The organism is Altibacter lentus, assembly GCF_000746845.1.
GTDB classification, from domain to species: domain Bacteria; phylum Bacteroidota; class Bacteroidia; order Flavobacteriales; family Flavobacteriaceae; genus Altibacter; species Altibacter lentus.
Map to the genome: position 1 here is coordinate 3,067,006 of NZ_KN050846.1, position 23,410 is coordinate 3,090,415.

22 protein-coding genes are annotated in these 23,410 nt (G+C 42.0%); 16 read left to right on the top strand and 6 right to left on the bottom strand.

Annotated elements, in window-relative coordinates:
- From JS40_RS14310 to JS40_RS14350, 9 genes are all read left to right on the top strand, one after another.
- Positions 1-1,545 carry a bifunctional metallophosphatase/5'-nucleotidase gene (locus JS40_RS14310; RefSeq protein WP_034261669.1) on the top strand — a complete coding sequence of 515 codons (1,545 nt, stop codon included), beginning with the start codon at positions 1-3 and terminating at the stop codon, positions 1,543-1,545.
- Positions 1,542-2,021 (top strand): heme-binding domain-containing protein, encoded by a 480-nt coding sequence (locus tag JS40_RS14315; protein ID WP_034261671.1) that lies wholly within the window; start codon positions 1,542-1,544, stop codon positions 2,019-2,021. The genes JS40_RS14310 and JS40_RS14315 overlap by 4 nt, the downstream gene beginning before the upstream one ends.
- A gap of 135 nt (positions 2,022-2,156) precedes the next feature.
- Positions 2,157-3,335: a porin family protein gene (locus tag JS40_RS14320; protein ID WP_034261673.1), complete on the top strand. Its 1,179-nt coding sequence runs from the start codon at positions 2,157-2,159 to the stop codon at positions 3,333-3,335.
- A gap of 102 nt (positions 3,336-3,437) precedes the next feature.
- Positions 3,438-3,968 carry an FMN-binding protein gene (locus JS40_RS14325; RefSeq protein WP_034261674.1) on the top strand — a complete coding sequence of 177 codons (531 nt, stop codon included), beginning with the start codon at positions 3,438-3,440 and terminating at the stop codon, positions 3,966-3,968.
- The gene (locus tag JS40_RS14330; RefSeq protein ID WP_034261676.1) at positions 3,968-4,456 is read left to right on the top strand and encodes a hypothetical protein; all 489 of its coding nucleotides are present in this window, start codon (positions 3,968-3,970) and stop codon (positions 4,454-4,456) included. Before JS40_RS14325 ends, JS40_RS14330 begins: the two co-directional genes overlap by 1 nt.
- 79 nt (positions 4,457-4,535) lie before the next feature.
- A complete protein-coding gene (guaB, locus tag JS40_RS14335; protein WP_034261678.1) occupies positions 4,536-6,008 on the top strand; it encodes an IMP dehydrogenase in 1,473 nt (490 codons plus the stop codon).
- 71 nt (positions 6,009-6,079) lie between these two features.
- On the top strand, positions 6,080-7,651 hold the full coding sequence (locus JS40_RS14340; protein ID WP_034261681.1) for a T9SS type A sorting domain-containing protein: 1,572 nt from the start codon (positions 6,080-6,082) through the stop codon (positions 7,649-7,651).
- Between the two features lie 3 nt (positions 7,652-7,654).
- Positions 7,655-9,244, top strand: a complete 1,590-nt coding sequence (locus tag JS40_RS14940) for a T9SS type A sorting domain-containing protein (protein WP_051957633.1) — start codon at positions 7,655-7,657, stop codon at positions 9,242-9,244.
- Positions 9,245-9,247: 3 nt separating this feature from the next.
- On the top strand, positions 9,248-10,819 hold the full coding sequence (locus JS40_RS14350) for a T9SS type A sorting domain-containing protein (protein ID WP_034261684.1): 1,572 nt from the start codon (positions 9,248-9,250) through the stop codon (positions 10,817-10,819).
- 2 nt (positions 10,820-10,821) lie between these two features.
- On the opposite strand, the gene JS40_RS14355 is transcribed toward JS40_RS14350, so the two are convergent.
- The 4 genes from JS40_RS14355 to JS40_RS14370 all read right to left on the bottom strand — a co-directional run bounded on the left by JS40_RS14355 (position 10,822) and on the right by JS40_RS14370 (position 12,556).
- A complete protein-coding gene (locus tag JS40_RS14355) occupies positions 10,822-11,331 on the bottom strand; it encodes an OmpH/Skp family outer membrane protein (protein ID WP_034261686.1) in 510 nt (169 codons plus the stop codon).
- Between the two features lie 69 nt (positions 11,332-11,400).
- Positions 11,401-11,862, bottom strand: coding sequence for a DinB family protein (locus JS40_RS14360; RefSeq protein ID WP_034261687.1), 462 nt, complete (start codon positions 11,860-11,862; stop codon positions 11,401-11,403).
- Positions 11,859-12,101 (bottom strand): hypothetical protein, encoded by a 243-nt coding sequence (locus JS40_RS14365; protein WP_034261690.1) that lies wholly within the window; start codon positions 12,099-12,101, stop codon positions 11,859-11,861. The genes JS40_RS14360 and JS40_RS14365 overlap by 4 nt, the downstream gene beginning before the upstream one ends.
- Entirely contained in the window at positions 12,098-12,556 is a 459-nt protein-coding gene (locus JS40_RS14370) for an SRPBCC family protein (RefSeq protein WP_034261693.1), read from the bottom strand. Before JS40_RS14370 ends, JS40_RS14365 begins: the two co-directional genes overlap by 4 nt.
- 161 nt (positions 12,557-12,717) lie before the next feature.
- Here JS40_RS14370 and JS40_RS14375 point away from each other — a divergent pair, with 161 nt between their 5' ends.
- The 7 genes from JS40_RS14375 to JS40_RS14405 all read left to right on the top strand — a co-directional run bounded on the left by JS40_RS14375 (position 12,718) and on the right by JS40_RS14405 (position 22,176).
- Positions 12,718-14,679 carry a peptidylprolyl isomerase gene (locus JS40_RS14375; RefSeq protein ID WP_034261695.1) on the top strand — a complete coding sequence of 654 codons (1,962 nt, stop codon included), beginning with the start codon at positions 12,718-12,720 and terminating at the stop codon, positions 14,677-14,679.
- Positions 14,679-15,533: a hypothetical protein gene (locus JS40_RS14380; RefSeq protein ID WP_034261698.1), complete on the top strand. Its 855-nt coding sequence runs from the start codon at positions 14,679-14,681 to the stop codon at positions 15,531-15,533. The genes JS40_RS14375 and JS40_RS14380 overlap by 1 nt, the downstream gene beginning before the upstream one ends.
- Positions 15,490-16,959: a peptidylprolyl isomerase gene (locus tag JS40_RS14385; protein ID WP_034261701.1), complete on the top strand. Its 1,470-nt coding sequence runs from the start codon at positions 15,490-15,492 to the stop codon at positions 16,957-16,959. Before JS40_RS14380 ends, JS40_RS14385 begins: the two co-directional genes overlap by 44 nt.
- A 10-nt stretch (positions 16,960-16,969) precedes the next feature.
- Positions 16,970-17,923: an AAA family ATPase gene (locus tag JS40_RS14390; RefSeq protein ID WP_034261704.1), complete on the top strand. Its 954-nt coding sequence runs from the start codon at positions 16,970-16,972 to the stop codon at positions 17,921-17,923.
- Positions 17,924-17,978: 55 nt separating this feature from the next.
- On the top strand, positions 17,979-19,118 hold the full coding sequence (locus JS40_RS14945; RefSeq protein WP_084677518.1) for an acyltransferase family protein: 1,140 nt from the start codon (positions 17,979-17,981) through the stop codon (positions 19,116-19,118).
- 175 nt (positions 19,119-19,293) lie between these two features.
- Positions 19,294-21,561, top strand: coding sequence for an aconitate hydratase (locus JS40_RS14400; protein ID WP_034261707.1), 2,268 nt, complete (start codon positions 19,294-19,296; stop codon positions 21,559-21,561).
- A gap of 54 nt (positions 21,562-21,615) precedes the next feature.
- Positions 21,616-22,176, top strand: coding sequence for a TlpA family protein disulfide reductase (locus tag JS40_RS14405; RefSeq protein ID WP_034261709.1), 561 nt, complete (start codon positions 21,616-21,618; stop codon positions 22,174-22,176).
- A 2-nt stretch (positions 22,177-22,178) separates the two neighbouring features.
- On the opposite strand, the gene JS40_RS14410 is transcribed toward JS40_RS14405, so the two are convergent.
- Positions 22,179-22,631, bottom strand: coding sequence for a GNAT family N-acetyltransferase (locus tag JS40_RS14410; RefSeq protein WP_034261712.1), 453 nt, complete (start codon positions 22,629-22,631; stop codon positions 22,179-22,181).
- A gap of 34 nt (positions 22,632-22,665) precedes the next feature.
- Entirely contained in the window at positions 22,666-23,349 is a 684-nt protein-coding gene (locus tag JS40_RS14415; protein WP_034261714.1) for a DUF4919 domain-containing protein, read from the bottom strand.
- Between the last annotated feature and the right edge of the window lie 61 nt (positions 23,350-23,410).

Below are 23,410 nucleotides of genomic sequence, written 5' to 3' on the forward strand. Positions count from 1 at the left end.
ATGAAACCACAGTACTATTTTTCGTTACTTTTTCTATTGGTATTAATGGCCTGCAAGCCACAACAGAATACCGTAGCGAACGGAAAGGACGATGGCATCATTACGTTTACCTTTATTCAGCTTAATGATGTATACGAGATCGCCCCTTTAAGCGGAGGGAAATATGGCGGATTGGCTCGTGTTGCCTATGTACGGGATTCGATACAACGCCAAAATCCAAATACGTTTCTTCTCATGGCCGGCGATTTTTTAAATCCGTCGCTATTGGGCACCATTAAGTACGAAGGAGAACGCATCCAAGGGAAACAGATGATAGAAGTGATGAACGCTATGGATTTCGATCTGGTGACATTTGGAAATCATGAGTTTGACATAGGCGAAGCAAGCCTTCAAAAACGATTGAACGAATCACAGTTCCCCTGGACTTCGGCCAATGTGCGGCACGTGCTGGCCGGAGATACCATTCCTTTCGTGTACTGGCGTGACGGTGCCGCGGTTCCGGTGGGCGATACCCAACTTTTTAAACTATCCGATTCCGATGGAACCAAGATCACCCTTGGATTTTTTAGTGTGACCCTGGATTCGAATCCGCAGGAATTTGTGTCTTATGGTGATGTACTTTCCGAAGCAAAACGGGCATATCAAGATCTGGAACCCATCACCGACCTGGTGTTCGGGCTGACCCATGTCACTCTGGAACAAGACAAAGAATTAGCCCGTCAATTACCGAAGGTACCGCTATTTATGGGCGGTCATGAGCACAACAGCATGCAGGTATCTACCCAAAACGGGACGATCGTAAAGGCAGACGCCAATGCAAAAACGGTCTATGTACATACGCTAACCTATAGCACTCAAACAAAAAAGCTCCAGATCGATTCGAAGTTACTTCCCATAGACGAGCGAACGCCGTCCAAACCCGAAGTAGCCGCTATCGTGGCAAAATGGGACAAGATATTACAGCAATCAGTCTCGGAGGTGATCGACAATCCTAACGAAGTGATCTATATGGCCTATCCGCCTTTGGATGGAACCGATAGTGCAAGTAGAGGAGTACAGACCAACTTAGGAGCAATTATAACCCATGCTATGGCATTATCTTTTACCCATGATGTTGATGGGGCCTTAGTGAATGGCGGTTCCATACGCTTGGACGATATGCTTGCAGGAGAAGTGACCAGTTTGGATATTTTCAGGGTGTTGCCTTTTGGAGGGAATGTGGTAAAAGTACAGATGGAAGGTGCCCTGCTGTTAAAGGTGCTGGACTACGGAAAGGCAAGCGGTGGAACAGGAGCCTATTTGCAACGATATAACATTGCGGAGAGTTCTACCGGAGGTTGGTTACTGGGAGGTGAAGCGATTGATGAAGATGAAAACTACACCATCGCCTTTAGTGATTTCTTATTAAAAGGGTATGATATTCCTTTTCTCACGCCAAAGCATCCGGGTGTATTGGAGGTGTATGAACCTATGGAAAGTGAAGCTGCTTCCGATATTCGAAAGGCAGTAATACTCTATCTAAAATCTAAAAAGCAGCAACCATGAAAAAAGCAATAAAGATTTTCCTTGTTTTGGCCTTGATCGCCTTGGTCATTATTCAATTTATACGTCCGGAAAAGAATCAGGCAGGGTATGAAAGTGTCATGACTTTTGAAAGAGAAACAAAGCCTTCGGCACAGGTAGCTTCTATACTGAAGGAGAATTGCTACGACTGTCACAGCGATCACACACAATACCCCTGGTATGCCGAAATAGCGCCCTTTTCATTTTGGTTGGCAGAACACATAGAACACGGTCAAGGCCATTTTAATGTATCCCAATGGGAAAGCTACTCTGCCAAGAAAAAAGACCACAAACTGGAAGAAGTGATCGAAATGGTAAAAGAGGGTGAAATGCCTTTGGATTCCTACACCTGGATCCACGGGGACCTTTCAGAAGAAGATACCGTTCTTTTATTGCAATGGGCCACCGTGGCAAGGCTTCAGTATAAGGCGCAACTGGAGATATCAAGCAATAAATAGTTCACTTTCAAATTAATAAAAAAACAAATCAAAATTTATTTAAATTTATTCTAAATAAGCTTGTGAGATCTCCTTTTTGATTTTATTTTTGCGGCTGGAAAAAACATCTATTTATATTCAGTCTAAATAAAATTCATGAGAAATCTAACAATTCTAACCCTTTTATTAGTTACTTCATTGAGCGTGGCGCAAACCGCCAACGATTCTATTTCTGTAGACCCACAACTTCAACAGAACGCGGCACAACGTATCCTTTCCGGAAACTACGGAAAAGCTGTGACCATTGGTGCCTATGGTGAGATCAATTACAATCAGCCGGAAGGCGATAATGGTGAATTGGACGTACAGCGTCTGGTAGTACTATTGGGATATAAGTTCAATGAAAAGACACAGTTTGTGTCCGAGATCGAGTTTGAACATGTTGAAGAAGTATTTGTAGAGCAAGCATTTGTTAACTATGCGGTAAGCAATAATGTGAGTTTACGCGGAGGATTGATGTTGGTACCTATGGGTATCGTTAACGAATTCCACGAACCAACTACATTCAATGGTGTCGAAAGACCTGCCGTAGACAACAGCATTGTTCCTACCACCTGGCGTGAGATTGGAGTAGGGGTCACCGGGCGTTTCCCGGATGCTTCTTTAGGATACCAGGCCTATATCTTCAACGGATTTAAATCTACGGTTTCAGACGGAGAAGGCGGAGCCAACGGATTTTTAAGCGGAAGCAGCGGTTTACGTGGCGGACGCCAAAAAGGGATACAGTCAACAATTGATTCCCCAACGTTCTCTACCAAGCTGGATTACTACGGAATCCCGGGATTGCGATTAGGATTGTCGGGTTATTTCGGAAGAACTCAAGCAGAAGACGATGTGGATATGCTTGATGGAGCCGATATCGGGATCGCTATGGTAGGCTTCGATGCACGATATGGCTTTCAGCGTTTTACCGCAAGAGGGCAATTCATTTACGCTTCATTGAACGATACCGAAGCTTATAACGATCTCACAGGACGAGACCTGGGGAGTGCCTTGCAAGGATATTATATTGAAGGAGCCTATAACCTCTTACCACTTACAGCCAAGCAACGACTTTACGCTTTCGCGCGATACGAGAATTACGATACTCATGCAAATACCGATGGTGATCTTATGAGAAATGATGCGTACAACCGTACCGATATCACCACCGGATTGAGCTATCACATTGCCCCCGGGGTGGTGCTTAAAGGAGACTACCAGTTTAGAGATAACAATGTAGAGAACGGAGATGTGGACGATCGTTTGAACTTTGGGATCGGAGTTTGGTTCTAAGCTGCTAAGCAATGTTCATTAGCCGGGATGCCTCTTGTACACACAAGAGGTATTCCCATTTAAAAATTTTATGAAGTCCGAATTGTTAAATACCTTTGTAACATGATCAAAAAAATGCCGTTACTTGTTATTATAATACTCTTCTTGAGTGCATTTACCATTCCATCGAATGTAGAGAAGAAAGCCGATAAGGTCATGGAGAAGTTTTACGAAACAGAAGCCATTAGAAAAGAGACCATTTCTATTTCTGAAGCCGATCAAGAAAAAATTCCTTCGCAATTCGGTGATAAGAATCTGTTCAAGGTTTTTGTAAATAACAAATTTACAGGCTATGGCTATATTGGGAATGCGCCCAGTAAGACCGCCACGTTCGATTATTTAGTGCTATTCGATAAACAGTTCATCATTACCAAGAGCAAAGTGCTGATCTACCGTGAGGAGTACGGCGGGGAGATAGGCAGTAAACGTTGGTTACAACAATTTGACGGCGTTCCGGCCGGTGCCAAGGAACTGCGATACAATCAGGAGATCATCCCTATTAGTGGCGCGACCATTTCGGTACGTAATATGACCAAGGCCATGAACGATCTTTTAGAGAGTATTTCCATCCTTCAGAAACAAAACAAACTATAATGCAACTGCACGGGCGCATCCATACCTTTCCGAAGCATATAAGACATTTTATTGCAGCCTTTGTAGTGGTCTTGAGCATTGGGTATGGAACGGGCTTATTATTCGTGGGGCAAACCGATACCACGACACCTGCAGGTATTGAGGAGAACTACCTGGGGAATGAAGATATCGAGGATCCGGCGGTGATGAAATTCAAAAAAGGAGAGCGCGAGATGCTTACCATACTCCATACTCATATTTTATCGATCTCCTTTATCTTCTTTTTTTTGGGAGGTCTATTGGCACTCACCTCCCTTCCCAAAAATCTAAAAGCTTTTTTAATGATCGAACCCTTCGTTTCGATCGTACTCACCTTTGGTGGGATCTATTTAATGTGGCAAGGAATCTCTTGGATGAAGTATGTGGTGATGATCTCCGGCACGGTAATGACGGCGGTTTATATCGTGGGAGCTATCGCCTTGCTAATTCAATTATATAAAAGACGATAAATCTCAACTTTATATAGTATATTTGCACGCAATTAATACGTAACCACTTTCGGGACTTCGGAAGTTAATTTTAATTGCGATGACTGCACACAACGACAAGATTCTTGGAGAAGGCCTTACCTACGACGACGTACTTTTAGTGCCTGCCTATTCTGAAGTATTACCCCGAGAAGTTTCCATTGAAACCAAATTTTCGCGAAACATCACATTAAACGTTCCTATCGTGTCTGCAGCTATGGACACCGTTACAGAAAGCGCTATGGCTATTGCCATGGCCCGTGAAGGAGGTATTGGGGTGCTACATAAGAATATGACCATCGAGCAGCAGGCAGCCGAAGTTCGCAGGGTGAAAAGAGCCGAAAGCGGTATGATCCAGGACCCGGTAACGCTCTCTAAAGATGCTACCGTAGGGGATGCCCAGCAGACCATGAAGGAGTACAGTATTGGTGGGATCCCTATTACCGATTCCCACGGAAAGTTAATAGGTATCGTAACCAATCGTGACCTTCGGTTCGAGAAGAACTACGATAGAAAGCTTAGTGAAGTAATGACTTCCGAAAACCTTGTTACCGTTGCCCAAGGAACTTCCTTAAAGGAAGCAGAGATCATCCTTCAGAAGAACAAGATCGAAAAATTGCCGGTAGTGAATGATGATGGTACTTTATTAGGGCTTATCACTTTTCGCGACATCACTAAACTTACGCAGAAACCTACGGCAAATAAAGACCAGTATGGAAGATTACGGGTCGCTGCGGCATTAGGCGTCACTGCCGATGCTGTGGAACGTGCCGAAGCACTGGTAGCGGCACAAGTGGATGCCGTTATCATCGATACGGCACACGGGCATACGAAAGGTGTTGTGTCTGTCTTGAAAGAAGTAAAAAAGAAGTTTCCCCAATTGGACGTAGTAGTAGGAAACATTGCCACGGCCGAAGCTGCTAAATATCTGGTCGATGCCGGGGCAGATGCCGTGAAAGTAGGGATAGGACCGGGTTCCATCTGTACCACACGAGTCGTGGCGGGGGTAGGATTTCCACAATTCTCAGCCGTACTGGAGGTCGCTGCGGCGATCAAGGGAAGCGGCGTTCCCGTAATTGCCGATGGCGGAATTCGATATACGGGAGACATCCCCAAGGCCTTGGCTGCCGGAGCCGACAGTGTTATGCTGGGATCCTTGCTGGCAGGAACCAAAGAATCGCCGGGGGAGACCATTATTTACGAAGGCCGAAAGTTCAAATCGTATCGCGGAATGGGCTCTGTAGAGGCGATGAAACAAGGATCGAAAGATCGATACTTTCAGGATGTGGAGGATGATATCAAAAAACTGGTGCCGGAAGGTATTGTAGGACGTGTACCTTACAAAGGCGATCTGGTGGAAAGCATGACCCAATTCATTGGCGGACTTCGTGCCGGGATGGGATATTGCGGTTCTAAAGATATTGAGACCTTAAAAACAACCGGTAAATTCATTAAGATCACCTCATCGGGCATCCATGAAAGTCATCCGCATGACGTTACTATTACCAAGGAAGCTCCTAATTATTCAAGGTAAACTCTTACAATTTCAATCTTTTTTTGGCAACCTTTTCGTATTTGGGTATCTTTAAGTAAAGATACCTCTGCATGCGATTAAAAATTACCACACTAAGTTCCGTATTTTTTCTGTGCAGTTTGTTGACTTTCAGTCAGCAAGGTGCGCTGGACCCTACGTTTGGGGAGGATGGTGTAGCTTATAAGAATGGTTTAATATCAAGTGCTCTTGTTTTGCAACCTGATGGTAAGATTGTAACAGTTGGAAGTGGAAGTGGCTTCGAAATTTTAAGATATACTACCGACGGATTATTAGACCCAACATTTGGAACGAATGGAATTGCTGTAATTACTTGGGATTATTTGGAAGGGGAAGCATGGGGAGTCGACTTGCAGAACGATGGTAAAATTGTTATTTGTGGTAGACATTTGGTCATTGACCCTTCTAACGGTCAAACACGAAATCAATTCGCTACTGCCAGGCTTAACGCCGATGGTTCTTTGGATACATCTTTTGGAAATAATGGTCGTGTACTAACAGATGTAACTTATTCCAGCTTTTCTAAATCTATAATTTGTCAACCCAATGGGAAAATTATAGTAGGCGGTAATTCAAGATCAACAAATGGTAATTATGTAGCAACATTAGTGCGGTATAATAATAATGGGTCAATAGATACGTCATTTGGAGACAACGGGATTGTTAAAACACAAATTGGTTCAAGTAATAATATTGTAAATGATATTAAATTACTTCCAGATGGTACATTTTTAGTTGGTACTTCCGGAACCTTTAATGGATACGATATTTTTGCTTTGGCACGATATGGTGTTAATGGGATTCTCGATGCAACTTTTGGCAATGGAGGTCTTGTAAGCACGGATTTTGGAACAGGTGATGATCAAAGAGTCATAGGACTTGCAGTTCAACCAGACGGAAAAATTATCGCCACGGGAACATTATATTATTCTGGAGATACTGATCGTAATTATGGTATAGCAAGATATACTTCTAATGGTACTCTGGACAATTCCTTTAGTAATAACGGTTTACTTATTTTAGATATTGAAGAGAATAATGATGACTATGCGTATGACGTGGCTTTACAAAGTGATGGCAGAATCTTAGTAACAGGCGTTACCAGAAACGGAACTTTAAATAGCTATAAAAATGCGTTGGTGCGTCTTTTACCAAACGGAACTGTCGATACATCGGTAGGTAATAACGGACGCATTATTTCTCCCTTAGAATCTGAATGGTTTGTTCAGGGATCATGCATGGGTATTCAAGATGATGATAAGATTGTAGTCACCGGGAGTTATAGGGATGAAGAAGGAACCCCTTTCAAAATTTTGTTTAGATACGTAGCAGAACCAGTGTTAGGGGTGTTAGATTTTTCAGTAGCTGAAACTGCTACGCTTATCTATCCCAACCCAATTGCTTCGGAAACTACCTTAGAGTACAGTCTCTCTCAAGCCGAAACGATCTCAATCATCTTATACGATGTCTCCGGAAAGTTGATACGTACCTTTCTCTCTTCCGAAGGGAATGAGGCAGGAGACCATAAGCAAACCTTAAATTTCGATGGCATTGCTACCGGCCATTACGTACTAAAACTGAGTAATGGTAGTGGGCAATTTTCTTTAAAAATTTTAAAACAATAATTTATGAATTTTCACAAGTTACTAATGGTACTATTTTGGCTAGGAGCCATTCTCCAAGGGTATGGTCAACAAGGCGCTTTAGATCCTACGTTTGGGGAGGATGGTATTGCATACAATGATACTCCCGGTTATAATTGGATCAATAATGCGATGACCTTACAAAATGACGGAAAGATTATTGTTGGAGGAGGTGGTAGTGGTGCACAATTTGGAATTACCCGTTACAATACCGATGGCACTTTAGATGAAACGTTCAGTGATGATGGAATGGCTTCGGTTTTCATCGCAAATGTTGAAAGCTATGTGAACGCGGTGGCTGTTGGGCCGAATGGTAAGATAGCTGCTACCGGGCGTCATTATCATCTAAATCCGGACGGCAGTAAACAAACTATGTTTGCAACAGCTAGGTTAAACCCAGATGGTTCCATAGATACGTCTTTCGGTGATGATGGGGTTATTATAAACAATTTAAGTAATTCTCATCATTTATCAACCTCGATTGCTATTCAGAACGATAATAAAGTGCTCGTAGGGGGAGGCTCTCAAAATAGCAATAACATTAGTGTAGTAACGATACTTCGCTTTACTAATGAAGGAAATTTAGACAGTTCCTTCGATAATGACGGTATTGTAAAAACGCAAGTGGGTACTTCGGGAAGTGGTGCTTACGACATTTTACTGCAACCAGATGGAAAAATTTTAGTCGCAAGTATTAGTAACAACGGTAATAATATTGATTTTGCTTTGCTTCGTTATTTGCCAAACGGTAGCCTGGACACAAGTTTTGGAACTAACGGAATCGTTACAACAAATTTTGGAGCCAATAGCAATGAACGCGTTGAAGATCTGGCCTTACAACCCGACGGTAAAATTATAGCTGCCGGAACAACAGATAACGGGACAAGTGGTACGAACGATTTTGCCGTGGTTCGTTATCTTCCAAATGGCAACATTGACACGAACTTTGGTGATAATGGTGTTCTAATAGCAGATGTGGCGGGAAATAGAAACGATCGTTTAAATGCGGTGGCGCTCAATTCTGATGGCAAGATAGTTATTTCGGGTATGACCTATGCCGATGAGGTGGGCCTTTACAGAAACGCCATGATTCGATTGTTGTCCAATGGTCAAATTGATCTGGCTGCCGGCGCTAATGGTAGGGTTATTTCTGATTTAAAGACCGACTGGTATTTTAATGACTCAAATATGGAAATTCAATCAGATCAAAAAATAGTAGTCGCTGGAGATTATAGAAATGAGAATAACGAAACTTTTCAAATTGTAATTAGATACCTACCCGAATTGGTCTTAGGAACAATCGATTTCTCAATTTCTAAAGCCGCTACCCTTATCTATCCCAACCCAATTGCTTCGGAAACAACCTTAGAATACACTCTTTCTCAAGCCGAAACGATCTCAATCACCTTATACGATGTCTCCGGAAAGTTGATACGTACGTTTCTTTCTTCCGAAGAGAAGGAGGCAGGAGACCATAAACAAACTTTAAACTTCGATGGCATTGCTACCGGCAATTACGTATTAAAACTGAGTAATGGTAGTGGGCAATTCTCTTTGCAAATCTTAAAAAAATAAGTTATGAATTTTCACAAGTTAGTTACGGCACTATTTTGGCTAGGAGCCATTCTCCAAGGGTTCAGTCAACAAGGCGCCTTGGATCCTACGTTTGGGGAGGATGGGATCGCATGGGAAATAATTGATGGTAGGTCGGGGGGGTTATTTGCACTGGAAATTAGATCAAATGAAAAAATTATAGCTGCTGGTTTATTTTATGATGGTTCAATGTTTTATAACACTGTTTCCCAGTTTAATAATGACGGCTCGATTGATTTGACATTTGCAGATAGCGGTCACTCATTTACTCAAACGGGGGATATTGAGAGCATAGTAGGAGGTATTTGTCTTCAAAACGATGGTAAAATTATTTCGGTAGGTCGTAGTTTAGATGAAGAATCTTCAGAGCTAATTGAAAAAATTTTTATAACTAGACATACTGAATTGGGTATGTTAGATAGTGAATTTTCAACAGATGGCATAATTGAAACAACACTTGGTTTTAATGGTGCTTTTGCAAATGATGTAATTGTACAACCTGACAATAAGATTCTAGTTGTAGGGCGAGTCAATTCAGGAGCCCAAAATACTGGGGAATTTGTGTTAGCAAGATTCTTAGAAAATGGAAGCCTAGACAGTTCTTTTGGTGTCGGTGGCAATTCTACTATAGATTTTTTTGGGAATAGTGATTCTGCTGTAGATGTTGCGTTACAAAATGATGGTAAGATATTAGTAGCAGGAATCGCACGAAATGAAAATATTTATAATGTTGCAATAGCTAGGTTACTCTCCAATGGTATTCTAGATAACTCCTTTGGAACCAATGGTAAATTTAGCTACGATCACGGTTTTGGTGATAACGTTGCTTATTCGATTGCTATCTTACCAGATAATAAAATATTAGTCGGTGGAAGTATTTCCAATGGAAATGATCATGACTTCGGAATAATTAAATTATTGTCTAACGGTACTTTGGATACAAAATTTGGTAATAATGGTGTAGTGGTTAAAGATCTAAATGGAAAAACAGAAAGAACCTCTAAGATTTTAGTGCAAGATGATAATAAAATTGTAATCGTTGGCACCAGCTATGATACGAACAGTGCTGATTACGTTTTGGTTCGTTTCTTAAGTAACGGTGATATTGATACGTCAGCAGGAAATAATGGTATAGTTTCTACAGATATTGACGGATTTAAAAATTTTACGCAAGATGCAAGATTACAAGCGGATGGAAAAATTATTCTAGGCGGTCAAGTATCTAATGGCGTTGGAGGTTATGTTTTGGTAAGATACCTACCTGAATTGGTCTTAGGAACAATCGATTTCTCAATTTCTGAAACCGCCGCGCTTATCTATCCCAACCCAATTGTTTCGGAAACTACCTTAGAATATACCCTTTCTCAAGCTGAAACGATCTCAATCACATTATACGATGTCTCCGGAAAGTTGATACGTACTTTTCTCTCTTCCGAAGGGAAAGAGGCAGGAGAGCATAAGCAGGGCCTAGATTTTACAGGGATCGCCGCTGGAAATCATTTATTAAAGTTGGATAATGGAACAGGAGGTGTTACAATAAAAGTGCTTAAACAATAAAACTACTTCTTTTCCTCGGGCAGCGTGATGCCCAGCTCGTTAAGTACAGCAACGGTGAGGTCAAAATTCTTATCAATATACACCACATTTTCATTCATTTGAAGTATTTGGGTATATTTTCCGGCTTCGGCTACGGTCTCCATGGCTGTGCCTATTTTCTTATACAACGGGCGAAGTAATTCGTCTTGTCTGATCACGATCAACTGACTCCCGTTCTTCTGAAATTTTTCCAGATCGTCTTCCATGGCTACGATCTCTTTTTGTTTTTCCTGCTTCTGAAGCAGGGTATACATAGCTTCTTCCTGTTGGTATGTATCTACCAAGGCGTTATATTCAGCCATCTTTTTCTCGAAATCGGCATCCAGACCCTTGGCGTATTCTTCTACTTGCTTCTGTACGGAAGGTAGTTCCGGCATCTTGGACAAGATAAAATCAACATCAATAGTGCCTACTTTAGATTGTGCAAAGCCGCTTACACAAATGAATAAAAGAAATAACTTGAAGAATTTCATATCATACTATTTTTATTGGGTTGCAATACTACTAAAAATTTTGCTAAAGACTTACTTTTTAACAGCTTGTTACAACAAGGGTGTATTCGTTCGTCTATAAAAAATATAGTCGGTAGCAATCGGGGACACGCCCTGTAGCTTCAGTTCGCTCATAAGCTGTCCGCGATGATAGGTGCTATGATTAACAATATGGTATAGTATGTCTTGAGTGCTATTGCTAAAAGAGGCTCCCTTTGTGTTGGTATAAGAAACCATGTTGTCAAGTGGATGCTTTGAAAGTATCGAAAGACTTTCGGCCTTGAGGGTATCATTTAGAATGTGAAGTTCATGGAGTTCAAAAAGATGCCAGACACCGTAGGTTGGTACCGAAGCTAGGATACGGCTGTTCCAAATGTGGTGTGCATTGATTGTATGGCTAAGCAGCGTCTGTGCTCTGTTAGAATAGGCGTTTGGAGATTCCAGAAGCAGTGTGATCACGTTGCGGTTGCAACTGTGATTGTATTCGAACAGTGTTTTAAAAAAAGCATTCATGTTTCAGTCACCTTTTGTCCGCGATTGGGTTTTAGCCTGCTGCGCAATGATTCCATAAGTTCCCAGGGCACGATTAGAAATGCGATGGTGTGCATATTGCTTAAGGTTTCGATTCCTGTTTGCGCATTGGGGATCCCTTCGGCACCGGCGAATTCGTCTAAATGTTTGGCGTGATGTACAGCAATCGGGTGTGCGTTTGGGCCGCGAAAATCCCAAATAAGTTTGACGCGCGCTGTCATTTCAGTTCTTGTACAGAGGTACCATTTTCGGCAAAATTCTTAAAGTCGGTAAGGTACTTCATAGATTGTTTTTTAAAGGCTCCCGGCATAAGCCAACCCATGAGCTTCATGGCGAAACCCTGAAATTCAAATTCAGTTTCCGAGATCCATTTGGTGGTGTGGTCGTCGATCTTTTTAAAATAGTTTTTTTGGATGTTATGTACCCCTTTGGCATCGTACGTTGCATGGAATTCCTCGGGGAACCGGTTTTTTAGGATGGTTTCTATAAGGACCATATCGCGTTTCCCCATTTTGTATTGCAGCTCCATGGTAGCTCCTTCGGTACCCGGTGTGCCGTTGAGCATTTTATAGGCTACAAGTCCGCGTTGCCAATGTTTCATATTTTCTGCATTGTCCAGTTTCTCAATGACCTCTTCCCGAGGCAGATTGATGATGATTTCACTGCTGTATTTCATGATTAGATCGTTTAGTTGTCTTGCAAGTTACATTTTTTGGTATAATTTCTGTTAACATGAAAGCACTATAATCCATGTAAAAACGTTCCTGTAATCAGACTTGCGTAACGCTTGCTTTTTGTTATTTTTGCCAGATTAGTTTAAAAAAATAGAATGTAAAAATGAATACAAAATTAGGATCCCTGTTTTTTGTGCTTTTGTGTAGCATTTCTCTGTTCGCTCAAGAGAAAAAAGAAGTACTTCTAACCATAGATGATGTTCCTGTCTATACTTCGGAATTTAAACGTGTTTACAAGAAAAATCTGGACCTGGTCCAGGATGAGTCGCAAAAGAACGTAGAGAGCTATTTGGATTTATTTATTGATTATAAACTGAAGGTTGCCGAAGCCTATGATCAAAAATTACATGAAAAGGAAGGATATCGTTCCGAATACGCTAAATATCAAGAGCAATTCTCCAGAAACTATCTGTATGAGGACAAGTTTGTGGACGATCTCGCCTTGGAAGCATATAACCGAAGCCTGGAAGACGTTGATGCCAGCCACATTCTGGTATTGTCCGGCCTGGATGATGTTCCCCAAGATACGCTTGCTGCCTATAACAAGATCTTAAAGATTCGGGAACGCGCTATGAACGGGGAAGATTTTGAAGCATTAGCGAAGGAAACTTCCGAAGAACCTGCGGCAAAGGATTCAGGAGGGAGATTAGGTTATTTTTCGGTGTTTTCACTGGTGTACCCATTTGAAACAGCAGCCTATAACACGGCTGTGGGGGGTATATCCGACGTGGTACGTACCCAATACGGGTATCATATCATAAAGGTCCACGACAAGAGAAAGCGTTCTCCGGAGATCACAACATCGCATATCATGGTGTCCGACAAAGAAGATGCTACGCGCACCTTCAACCCGAAAGAACGCATTCAAGAAATCTATCAATTGTTACAACAAGGAGAGTCTTTTGAAAGTTTGGCGAAGCAGTTCTCAGACGACAAGAATTCAGGGAAGCAAGGAGGAAAACTCAATAAGTTTGGAAAAGGAGATCTTCGGTCCACTGCATTTGAAGATGCAGCCTACGCCCTGGAAAATGTAGGCGATATTTCAGAACCAATTAAAACAGATTTTGGCTGGCATATCATTCGTTTGGATGAGGTTCATCCTATCCTAACCTACGAAGAAATGAAGGATGGACTTGTTCAGAAAGTAACAGACATGCCTCGTTCTAAAAAGATCACGAATCAGATCAATAAAAAGATAAAGGAGAAGTATGGCTTTCAGATGAAGAATGATCCTACAGCGTTTTTTAAAGAATTCCTTGATGAGAATGCTTTAAAGCGACGTTGGACTTACGATACGCTAGAACCCTCAAAGAACAAGGTGATCTTTATCGTGGGAGATCGTGAGGTAGATTACCGCACATTTGCAGACTATATTGTAAAAAGACAACGGGAACTTAGGCCTTTTAAAACTCTTGATAATTTAATAGAGGTGATGTACGACGAATTTGAAACCGCCGAATTGAAAGCATATTTTCGCGACCGGTTGGAAGATGAGAATGACGATTATGCCGCAGTGATCTCAGAATATCGTGACGGACTTCTTATTTTCGATGTGATGAACAAGAACGTGTGGAACAAAGCAAAGAAGGACTCTACCGGATTAGAGACCTATTTTGCTTCGGTACGTAATAAATACCAATGGGGACAGCGAGTGGAAGGGACGATCGTTTCGGCGACCAACAGTGAGGCAGCTAAGAGTGCCCTTCAGTTATTAGAGCAGGGCAGCAGTAGCGAAGAGATCAAATCGAAATTGAACACACAAGAGAAGATCAACGTGATCGTTACATCGGGCATTTTTGAAATTGGAGATGCCGATCTTCCCGAGGATTTTGAGGTGCGTACCGGCGTTTCCAAGACGTATCGAATTGGGGAGTCGTATGTGCTGGTAAAAGTAGATAAGATCCTGCCTCCGGGGCCAAAGACCTTAGAAGAAGTACGAGGCAAGGTGTTGAGTGACTACCAGAATTATGTTGAAGAAAACTGGATGCAGTCGTTGCGTTCAAAATACAAGGTGGAAGTGAACAAAAAAGTGTTGAAAAAAGTAACAAAAGAGCTGGAATCTTAATGGGAAAGGTTGTTGGTATATTCATGTGTGCGATGGTGCTGATGTCCTGCGAATATTTTCAGCAGGAGACACCGCGTACACCTATCGCTAGGGTGAACGACAATTATCTATACCAAGAAGATATTCAACAACTTGTTTCAGAATCTACTTCAAAAGAAGACAGTACTCTTATCGTCTCCAACTATATCAATCGGTGGGCGAGACAGCAACTTTTACTGAATAAAGCCGCCATCAATCTGCCACAGGATCAACTGGACACCTACAACAAACTGGTGCAAGAATATAAGAACGAACTTTTTACAGAGGCATACAAGAACGCTATTGTCACCAAGCAACTGGACAGTACGGTTTCTGAAACCGAGTACATGGATTTTTATGCGTTGAATAAGGAGAACTTCAAGTTGAATGATGAACTGCTGAAGGTTCGTTATATTCATGTAGCAGAAAACTATACGAATCTTTCATCGGCACGCCAAAAATTGGATCGCTTTAACGAAAAGGACCAAAGAGAACTTAATGAGATCAGTATTCAGTTTAAAAAGTTCAATTTCAATGACTCCATATGGGTGAAAAAGAAGTCATTGCTGGAGGAAATACCTGCCTTGGGGGGTCAAAATGACCAATTGTTAAAAAAATCTAATTTTACACAATTACAAGATTCATTAGGAGTATATTTGGTGAAAATTCAAGATGTTCTTACTACGAACGATATCGCACCGCTTTCCTACGTTCGGCCTACCATCAAACAGATCATTCTTAACAAGCGAAAGCTGGAACTCATCAAAAAACTAGAAAAAGATATTATTAATGATGCTATTAAAAACAAAAATTTTGAAATCTATCAAGAACAATAGCCGGTTGTGCATGCTGTTGATGTTAGTTGTTTTCGGTGTTAACGCACAGGAAGTAGTAACTGTGGACAGTACAGGGGTCGCTAAAAGTAACGATGCAGATTTGGTAGCTCAGGTTGAAAAAGATACGATTCAGCTGTTTAAACGGTTCAAAGCCGAAGGTGTGAGCGCTGTGGTGGGTGAGTATATTGTACTGGATAGTGATATCGATAAGAGTTATCTGGAATTGGAAGCACAAGGGATCACTACAGATGGGATCACGCGATGTCAGCTCTTCGGAAAGTTGCTGGAAGACAAACTCTATGCACACCATGCAAAACAGGACAGTATCTTAGTGCCTGATGCAGAGATCAACCAAAAGATCGAGCAACAACTGCAATACATGATTAGTGAACTGGGTAGTGAAGAAAAGGTTGCAGCCTATTACCGAAAGGATAATCTCGCCGATCTGCGCGCCGAACTTTTTGAAGTGAATAAGACCTTGAAACTGGCAAGCGAAATGCAACGCACCATTGTAGAGAAAGTGGAGGTTACCCCGGAAGAAGTGCGAAATTTTTTCTATTCCATTCCTCAGGAAGACCGCCCTGTCTTTAGTGCCGAGGTGGAAGTTGCACAGATCGTCATCGAACCGGAAATTACCGCAAAGGCCAAACAGGACGTCATCGACAGATTAAATGAGATGCGGGCAGATGTAGTGGATAACGGAGCAAGTTTTGCCACCAAAGCCGTGTTGTATTCTAAAGACGGAAGTGCTGCCAAAGGTGGGTTAATTGGAGGCATTACCAGAAATTCTCCGCTTGCCAAAGAATTCAAGGACCAAGCATTCTCTTTGCTTGAAGGGGAAGTTAGTGAACCTTTCGAAACCGAGTTTGGCTATCACATTTTGTATGTAGAAAAGATACGCGGACAAGAGGTGGACGTTCGTCATGTGATTTTATTTCCGGAGGTATCTCAAACAACTATCGATGAAGCTCGTGCAAAGATCGATTCTATCCGTACCCAGATTGTAAGTGGCGCTATTACCTTTGCAGATGCCGCACGACAATATTCCGATGAAAAAGAAACACGTTTTAACGGAGGACAATTAGTAAATCCCGTAACCGGAGATACACGTTTCGATCTCACAAAAATGGACCCTACGCTTAGTGCACAGGTGTATAACCTAAAGGAAGATGAGGTGTCAAAAGTGTTTACAGACCGCGATTACACAGGAAAGAGCAGCTTTAAACTTTTAATGGTCACCGATAAATATGACGAGCATACCGCAGATTATGTGAAAGATTATGAAAAAATAAAGGAGCTCGCCCTTAAAGAAAAACAGATCGAGGCAATTGGAGAATGGCAGGACAAAAAAATTAAGGAGACCTATATTCATGTGAACGAAGATTACATGAATTGTGAATTCTCAAGTAATTGGTTAAAAAAATAAGTAGTAGCGCATGTCAGACGTAACAGCAGTAGAACAATTAGTACAAAAATATTCGGCTTTACGACAAGAGATCAAAAAAGTGATCGTAGGTCAGGATGAAGTGGTTGAACAAGTACTGCTGTCTATTTTCTCCGGCGGTCATGCCCTGCTTATTGGTGTTCCCGGCCTGGCAAAAACCTTATTGGTCAATACAGTAGCCGAAGCATTGGGTCTCAAATTCAAGCGTATCCAGTTTACTCCGGACCTTATGCCCAGTGATATTCTGGGGTCTGAGATACTGGATCAAAACAGAGAGTTCAAATTTATTAAAGGACCAATCTTTGCCAACATTATCCTGGCCGATGAGATTAACCGAACCCCGCCAAAGACTCAGGCGGCACTCTTAGAAGCAATGCAGGAACGCGCTGTTACTGTGGCCGGACATCATTATAAGCTGGATCTACCTTATTTTGTATTGGCTACCCAAAACCCTATAGAGCAGGAGGGAACCTATCCGCTGCCTGAAGCGCAGTTGGACCGTTTCATGTTTGCCGTGAATCTGGATTACCCGTCTTTTGCTGAAGAAGTAGAAGTAGTAAAGACAACGACTTCGGGGGAAACGACCAAGGTCAACCCTTTGTTCTCTGCGGAAGAGATCATTCAATACCAGCAGCTCATCCGAAGGATACCGGTCGCCGATAATGTCGTGGAATACGCTGTGACTTTAGTAGGAAAAACCAGACCTAAGAGTCAGGCGGCACCTGCGCAGGTAAAGAATTACATCGATTGGGGAGCCGGACCCAGAGCCTCACAAAATCTTATATTGGGTGCCAAGGCGAACGCTGCTTTACACGGAAAGTTCTCACCGGATATTGAAGACGTGCAGAAAGTAGCCGTAGGAATATTACGTCACCGACTTATAAAAAACTACAAGGCCGAAGCCGAAGGCCTCACCATCGAAGAGATAATTACAGCTCTTTTTTAGAACGCCTACTTACTTCAAATCATTACCTTCGCTTTAGGAAAGCTACCCTAAAGTGATGACACGAACATACTCCGAACGAATTTTTGGATTGGATCTCATGCGCGCTATCGCAATTATTAGCGTAGTGCTGGGTCATGCCCTCTGGATCTATCCGGAAGCCCGAGGCGGTCTGGTTCCATTGCTTAAAATTATGGCTGTGAGTGGCGTGGAACTGTTCTTTGTGCTAAGTGGATTCCTTATTGGGCGCATTCTGTTTAAGATCTTCACTTCGGAAACATTTCATCTGGACCAACTGAAATATTTTTTGGTAAGACGATGGTTCCGAACGTTGCCAAATTATTACCTTGTTCTACTGGTTAATATTTTACTGGTATTATATTTGGGGAGATCCTTGCCCGAATCCTTGTTTTCCTATTTTTTCTTTTTGCAGAATTTTAGCTCAGGAATGGGACTTTTTTTCACAGAGTCCTGGAGTTTACCTATTGAAGAGTTTGCCTATATCATCGGGCCGTTTCTGTTGTATCTTTCCGTGGCACTACCACTTAAAATAGCAAAGACTACACGCTTTCTTTACGTAACCTTACTCATCATTACTTTTTTTATGAGCACCAAACTCGTATATCATTTTAATACGGGTTCCACAACACCGGATCAATGGAATACCCAACTAAAGGCCGTTGTCCTTTACCGTATCGATTCCATCTACATTGGAGTGTTGGCCGCCTATGTGTCCATCACACGCCCCTTGCTTTGGAAAAAATACAAAAGGGTGTTGGCTTTAAGCGGGATGGTTCTTTTTTGTGGTATGTTGTTTTGTATCGCTTTTTTTCAACTTGGTTATGAGACGCATCCTTTTGTATGGAATGTGCTCTACCTTCCTATTGGCTCACTTGCTATGGCCTTTATGCTTCCTTATCTCTCTCAATGGAAACAGAGCCGTGGATGGTGGTGTAAAAGCGTGACGTTTATAAGCATAATCTCGTACAGTATGTATTTACTTCACTACTCCATCATTTTACAGATCATGCGAAACCTAATTTCTATTGATGGGCTTGGTCGGGAAGCCAAGGCACTCTATGTAATGGTCTATTTTGGCATTACGATAATTTTATCCTCTCTATTATATCGTTTTTATGAGAAGCCCATGATGGATCTGCGTGATCGACCCGGTATCACTCAATATTTCCGAAGATAATAAATTATTATTTTCATAATTATCACAATAAAAAAATATTATATGCTTAATAATTCACATATATTTTACATATATCATAAATTATATGCAGTGATAACAAGCTTTCATTAAATATTTTTAAATAATCTCTAATTTTTGTACTTTTGCTACACTTCAAAAAAAATTAAAGTATACTATGGCCTTTGATATTGACATGATAAAAAATGTTTACGCCCAAATGAAAGAACGCGTAGACAAAGCAAGAGAGATCGTTGGAGAACCACTAACACTTTCAGAAAAGATTCTCTACAATCACCTTTGGGATGGAATGCCTACCAAGGCGTTCAGGAGAGGGAAGGATTATGTCGATTTTGCACCCGACCGAATCGCTTGTCAGGATGCTACCGCTCAAATGGCGTTGCTGCAATTCATGCAGGCCGGAAAACAAAAGGTCGCTGTGCCAACAACGGTACATTGTGATCACTTGATTCAAGCCAAACAAGGTGCCGCAGCCGATCTAAAACGAGCTAATGAGACCAGTAATGAGGTTTTTGACTTTTTGGAATCGGTTTCCAATAAATATGGTATTGGATTCTGGCGACCCGGAGCAGGGATCATTCACCAAGTGGTACTTGAGAATTATGCTTTTCCGGGAGGAATGATGATAGGAACCGATTCTCATACGGTGAATGCCGGCGGATTGGGTATGGTGGCTGTAGGAGTAGGGGGTGCCGATGCGGTAGATGTTATGGCAGGGATGCCCTGGGAATTAAAATTTCCTAAACTTATAGGAGTTAAATTAACGGGGGAACTGAGCGGTTGGACGGCTTCTAAGGATGTGATCTTGAAAGTAGCCGGAATTCTTACTGTAAAAGGAGGGACCGGTGCTATTTTAGAATATTTCGGACCGGGAGCACGTAACTTGTCGTGTACCGGAAAAGGAACTATCTGTAATATGGGCGCCGAAATTGGCGCGACCACCTCCACTTTTGGATATGACGACTCCATGGAACGTTTTCTTCGGGCTACCGATCGTTCTGAAATAGCAGACGAGGCCAATAAACTAAGATCGTACCTAACCGGAGATCCTGAAGTTTACGAAAATCCGGAAGCTTATTTCGATCAGGTGATCGAGATCAATTTATCTGAATTGCGACCCCATCTTAATGGACCTTTTACACCGGATCTTGCCACTCCGGTAGGACAACTCGGCGAGAAAGCCCGAAAGAACGATTGGCCTATTAAGGTAGACTGGGGCTTGATTGGTTCGTGTACCAATTCTTCCTATGAAGACCTTACACGTGCCGCCTCTATTGCACAACAAGCCATCGATAAGAAATTGAAACCTAAAAGTGACTTCGGGATCAATCCCGGGTCTGAACAGATTCGCTATACAGCAGAACGTGACGGCTTGCTGCAAGTGTTTGAGAATTTAGGAGCAACTATTTTCACCAACGCCTGCGGACCTTGTATCGGGCAGTGGGATCGAAGTGATTTGAAAGGCGATGAAAAAAACACTATTGTACACTCCTTTAACCGAAACTTTTCAAAAAGGGCAGATGGAAACCCAAATACGCACGCGTTTGTGGGATCTCCGGAAATGGTCGCAGCCATAGCCATCTCGGGACGACTTGATTTTGATCCTATGAATGATACCCTTTTGAATGAGGACGGGCAGGAAGTAAAACTGGATGAACCTCGAGGCATCGAGTTGCCACCCAAAGGTTTTGAAGTGGAAGATGCCGGTTATCTAGAACCGGTTGAAGATGGAAGCAAGATCGATGTGAAGGTAAGTCCAACATCCGAACGTTTAGAGTTACTTGAACCTTTTGAGCCTATTAAAGATAGTGATCTTCAGGGGGTAAAACTTTTAATAAAGGCATTTGGGAAGTGTACGACCGATCATATTTCGATGGCAGGTCCCTGGTTGCGATTTAGAGGACACCTAGATAATATTTCGAACAATACCCTAATCGGCGCCGTAAACGCTTTCAATAAGAAAACAAATTTTGTAAAGAGTCAGTTAAATGGCGAATACGGGGGTGTGCCCGATGTGCAACGAGAATATAAGGCCAAAGGGATCAAGACCATAGTCGTGGGTGATCACAATTATGGGGAAGGTTCTTCACGGGAGCATGCAGCAATGCAACCCCGATTTTTAGGTGTGGCAGCTGTATTGGTGAAATCTTTTGCACGAATTCACGAGACCAATCTTAAAAAACAAGGGATGCTTGCGCTTACATTTGTGAACGAAGCCGACTATGATAAGATCCAGGAAGATGACACGTTCAACTTTGTCGATATTTCCGATTTTTCTGAAGGGAAGCCTCTCACCATCGAGATCGTTCATGCCGATGGCAGTACCGATACCATTAAAACGAACCATACGTATAACGAAGCACAGATAAAATGGTACCGTGAAGGTTCGGCATTAAACCTGATCAAAAAGCAGAATGCCAAATAGTTCAAATTTCTATACTATCACTCCCGCAACTGCGGGAGTTTTTTATTTAACGCTATGAAGTTTTTAAAGAAACACTGGAGTAACCTCCTATTTTTGGTTGCAATAGCCTTACTTGTACTACCACAAACGCGTGTTCCTATACAAGTGTTCGTACAGCGATTGATCGCCTGGAGTCCTTCTGAAATAGCTTCGGAAGATCGAATAACGTTAAACGATTATAAATGGTCTTTACGATCATTGTCTGCGGAAGAGATCGATTTTTCGGTTTCTGAAGGTTCTGTGGTTTTAATCAATTTCTGGGCAACCTGGTGTCCGCCCTGTATTGCTGAAATGCCCTCCCTTCAGCAGCTATACGACCGCTACGGGGATCGTGTAGATTTCTATTTTGTAACCGATGAAGAAATTCCGGTAGTGACCCAATTCCTTCAGAAAAAAGGCTACAAACTGCCCGTGTATATAACAAATTCATCACCGCCCGAAGCATTACAAACACGTTCATTGCCTACTACCATACTCATTTCAAAAGAAGGAAACATAGTAATGCGGAAAGAAGGCGCTGCCAACTGGAACGCTTCTAAGGTGCATGCCGCCATCGATGCGCTTTTGGCAGAGTGAATTTAGTCCAATTGTTTCTCGAAACACAAACTGTTCTCTTGCCCCTTGTATTGCCCGTAATTTGCGATGGGAACATATCCCTTCTTGCGGTACAGCAAAACAGCTTCCACCTGGCGTTTCCCTGTTTCCAGTATACAGCGTGTATATCCCAACTCACGTGCCCAATCTTCCAGTTCTTTTAATACCGCACCGGCGATTCCTTTGCCCCGTGCCGCCGGAATCGTATACATGCGTTTTACTTCGACAGTTTCATGATCAAAGTGTTTTATGGCGCCACATCCCACTGGTTTTCTGTGTTCGTACGCTACCAGTACATGTTTGATACTGTCCAGTTTGTTGTATTGGTCATAGAAGGCATGCTCGTCTCCATCGGTGATGGCTAGATAACTATCCAATTCACGCACTAATGAAATGAAATCGTCATTTTCAGAATGTGTTCTCACGATAGCTGTCATCTAAAAATAATTTTCCTGTTAAAATAATTTCTTTTTACTCACCAAACATTTTGGACATGGCATTTAAACACGGACTTACATCAAAATAGAAGCCCTCGATTCCCGCTTCATTTTTGGCAACGGTAAGATAATCGTAGTGCTCAATAAGTTGTTGCATACCTCCAAATTGAAATCCGAGCAGGTTGAGCAGATCGTATTCATGGCTTGTATAGATCACGTAAAATGCTTCCTCTTTGCTTACCCCATTTCCCGAACTGAGCAGCGCATCGAAGACCGTACTCATTCTTACATAGGTCTTTTCGAAATTCGCTTTTTCCATTTTTTGCTCAAATGCAAACAGCTTGTAGTTCATGGCTCTTACATTGAATGGATTTTCGGCTAACAAAGAGTCTGATAGACCGATGACTCGATCCAATTCTTGTCCGGATAAGCTATCCTTCTGAAGAATCACCATAAGACTGTCCATGCTTTTAGAATGTCCATATGGCGAATAACGGTCGCTAAAACTAAAACCGTAATAGAGATGCCTTTTTTCTTGAAGAGTTAAAGTAGAATCGGCATTTTGAAAACGATCCATGAGCGTTTTATAGAAAAGAGGCGAGTCTGCATCCTGAATATTTTTCTCGATCTCTTTATAATTTGGTTTTTCAAATTCCCAATCTTGTGAGTGGGCAGTGAGGGTTACTATAAAAAATAGAAATAGTGCGATCTTATTCATGACATTGTCTGTGTGAAGGGTCTTTCTTCTTTAAAAATAACTATTTAATTATAAAAGGGTC

Coding starts and splice junctions, on each gene's coding strand:
- JS40_RS14340 (WP_034261681.1), top strand. CDS start 6,080: ATGCGATTAAAAATTACCACACTAAGTTCCGTATTTTTTCTGTGCAGT.
- guaB (WP_034261678.1), top strand. CDS start 4,536: ATGACTGCACACAACGACAAGATTCTTGGAGAAGGCCTTACCTACGAC.
- JS40_RS14390 (WP_034261704.1), top strand. CDS start 16,970: ATGTCAGACGTAACAGCAGTAGAACAATTAGTACAAAAATATTCGGCT.
- JS40_RS14310 (WP_034261669.1), top strand. CDS start 1: ATGAAACCACAGTACTATTTTTCGTTACTTTTTCTATTGGTATTAATG.
- JS40_RS14405 (WP_034261709.1), top strand. CDS start 21,616: ATGAAGTTTTTAAAGAAACACTGGAGTAACCTCCTATTTTTGGTTGCA.
- JS40_RS14320 (WP_034261673.1), top strand. CDS start 2,157: ATGAGAAATCTAACAATTCTAACCCTTTTATTAGTTACTTCATTGAGC.
- JS40_RS14365 (WP_034261690.1), bottom strand. CDS start 12,101: ATGACAGCGCGCGTCAAACTTATTTGGGATTTTCGCGGCCCAAACGCA.
- JS40_RS14400 (WP_034261707.1), top strand. CDS start 19,294: ATGGCCTTTGATATTGACATGATAAAAAATGTTTACGCCCAAATGAAA.
- JS40_RS14375 (WP_034261695.1), top strand. CDS start 12,718: ATGAATACAAAATTAGGATCCCTGTTTTTTGTGCTTTTGTGTAGCATT.
- JS40_RS14355 (WP_034261686.1), bottom strand. CDS start 11,331: ATGAAATTCTTCAAGTTATTTCTTTTATTCATTTGTGTAAGCGGCTTT.
- JS40_RS14380 (WP_034261698.1), top strand. CDS start 14,679: ATGGGAAAGGTTGTTGGTATATTCATGTGTGCGATGGTGCTGATGTCC.
- JS40_RS14325 (WP_034261674.1), top strand. CDS start 3,438: ATGATCAAAAAAATGCCGTTACTTGTTATTATAATACTCTTCTTGAGT.
- JS40_RS14315 (WP_034261671.1), top strand. CDS start 1,542: ATGAAAAAAGCAATAAAGATTTTCCTTGTTTTGGCCTTGATCGCCTTG.
- JS40_RS14330 (WP_034261676.1), top strand. CDS start 3,968: ATGCAACTGCACGGGCGCATCCATACCTTTCCGAAGCATATAAGACAT.
- JS40_RS14360 (WP_034261687.1), bottom strand. CDS start 11,862: ATGAATGCTTTTTTTAAAACACTGTTCGAATACAATCACAGTTGCAAC.
- JS40_RS14350 (WP_034261684.1), top strand. CDS start 9,248: ATGAATTTTCACAAGTTAGTTACGGCACTATTTTGGCTAGGAGCCATT.
- JS40_RS14940 (WP_051957633.1), top strand. CDS start 7,655: ATGAATTTTCACAAGTTACTAATGGTACTATTTTGGCTAGGAGCCATT.
- JS40_RS14385 (WP_034261701.1), top strand. CDS start 15,490: ATGCTATTAAAAACAAAAATTTTGAAATCTATCAAGAACAATAGCCGG.
- JS40_RS14945 (WP_084677518.1), top strand. CDS start 17,979: ATGACACGAACATACTCCGAACGAATTTTTGGATTGGATCTCATGCGC.
- JS40_RS14370 (WP_034261693.1), bottom strand. CDS start 12,556: ATGAAATACAGCAGTGAAATCATCATCAATCTGCCTCGGGAAGAGGTC.
- JS40_RS14410 (WP_034261712.1), bottom strand. CDS start 22,631: ATGACAGCTATCGTGAGAACACATTCTGAAAATGACGATTTCATTTCA.
- JS40_RS14415 (WP_034261714.1), bottom strand. CDS start 23,349: ATGAATAAGATCGCACTATTTCTATTTTTTATAGTAACCCTCACTGCC.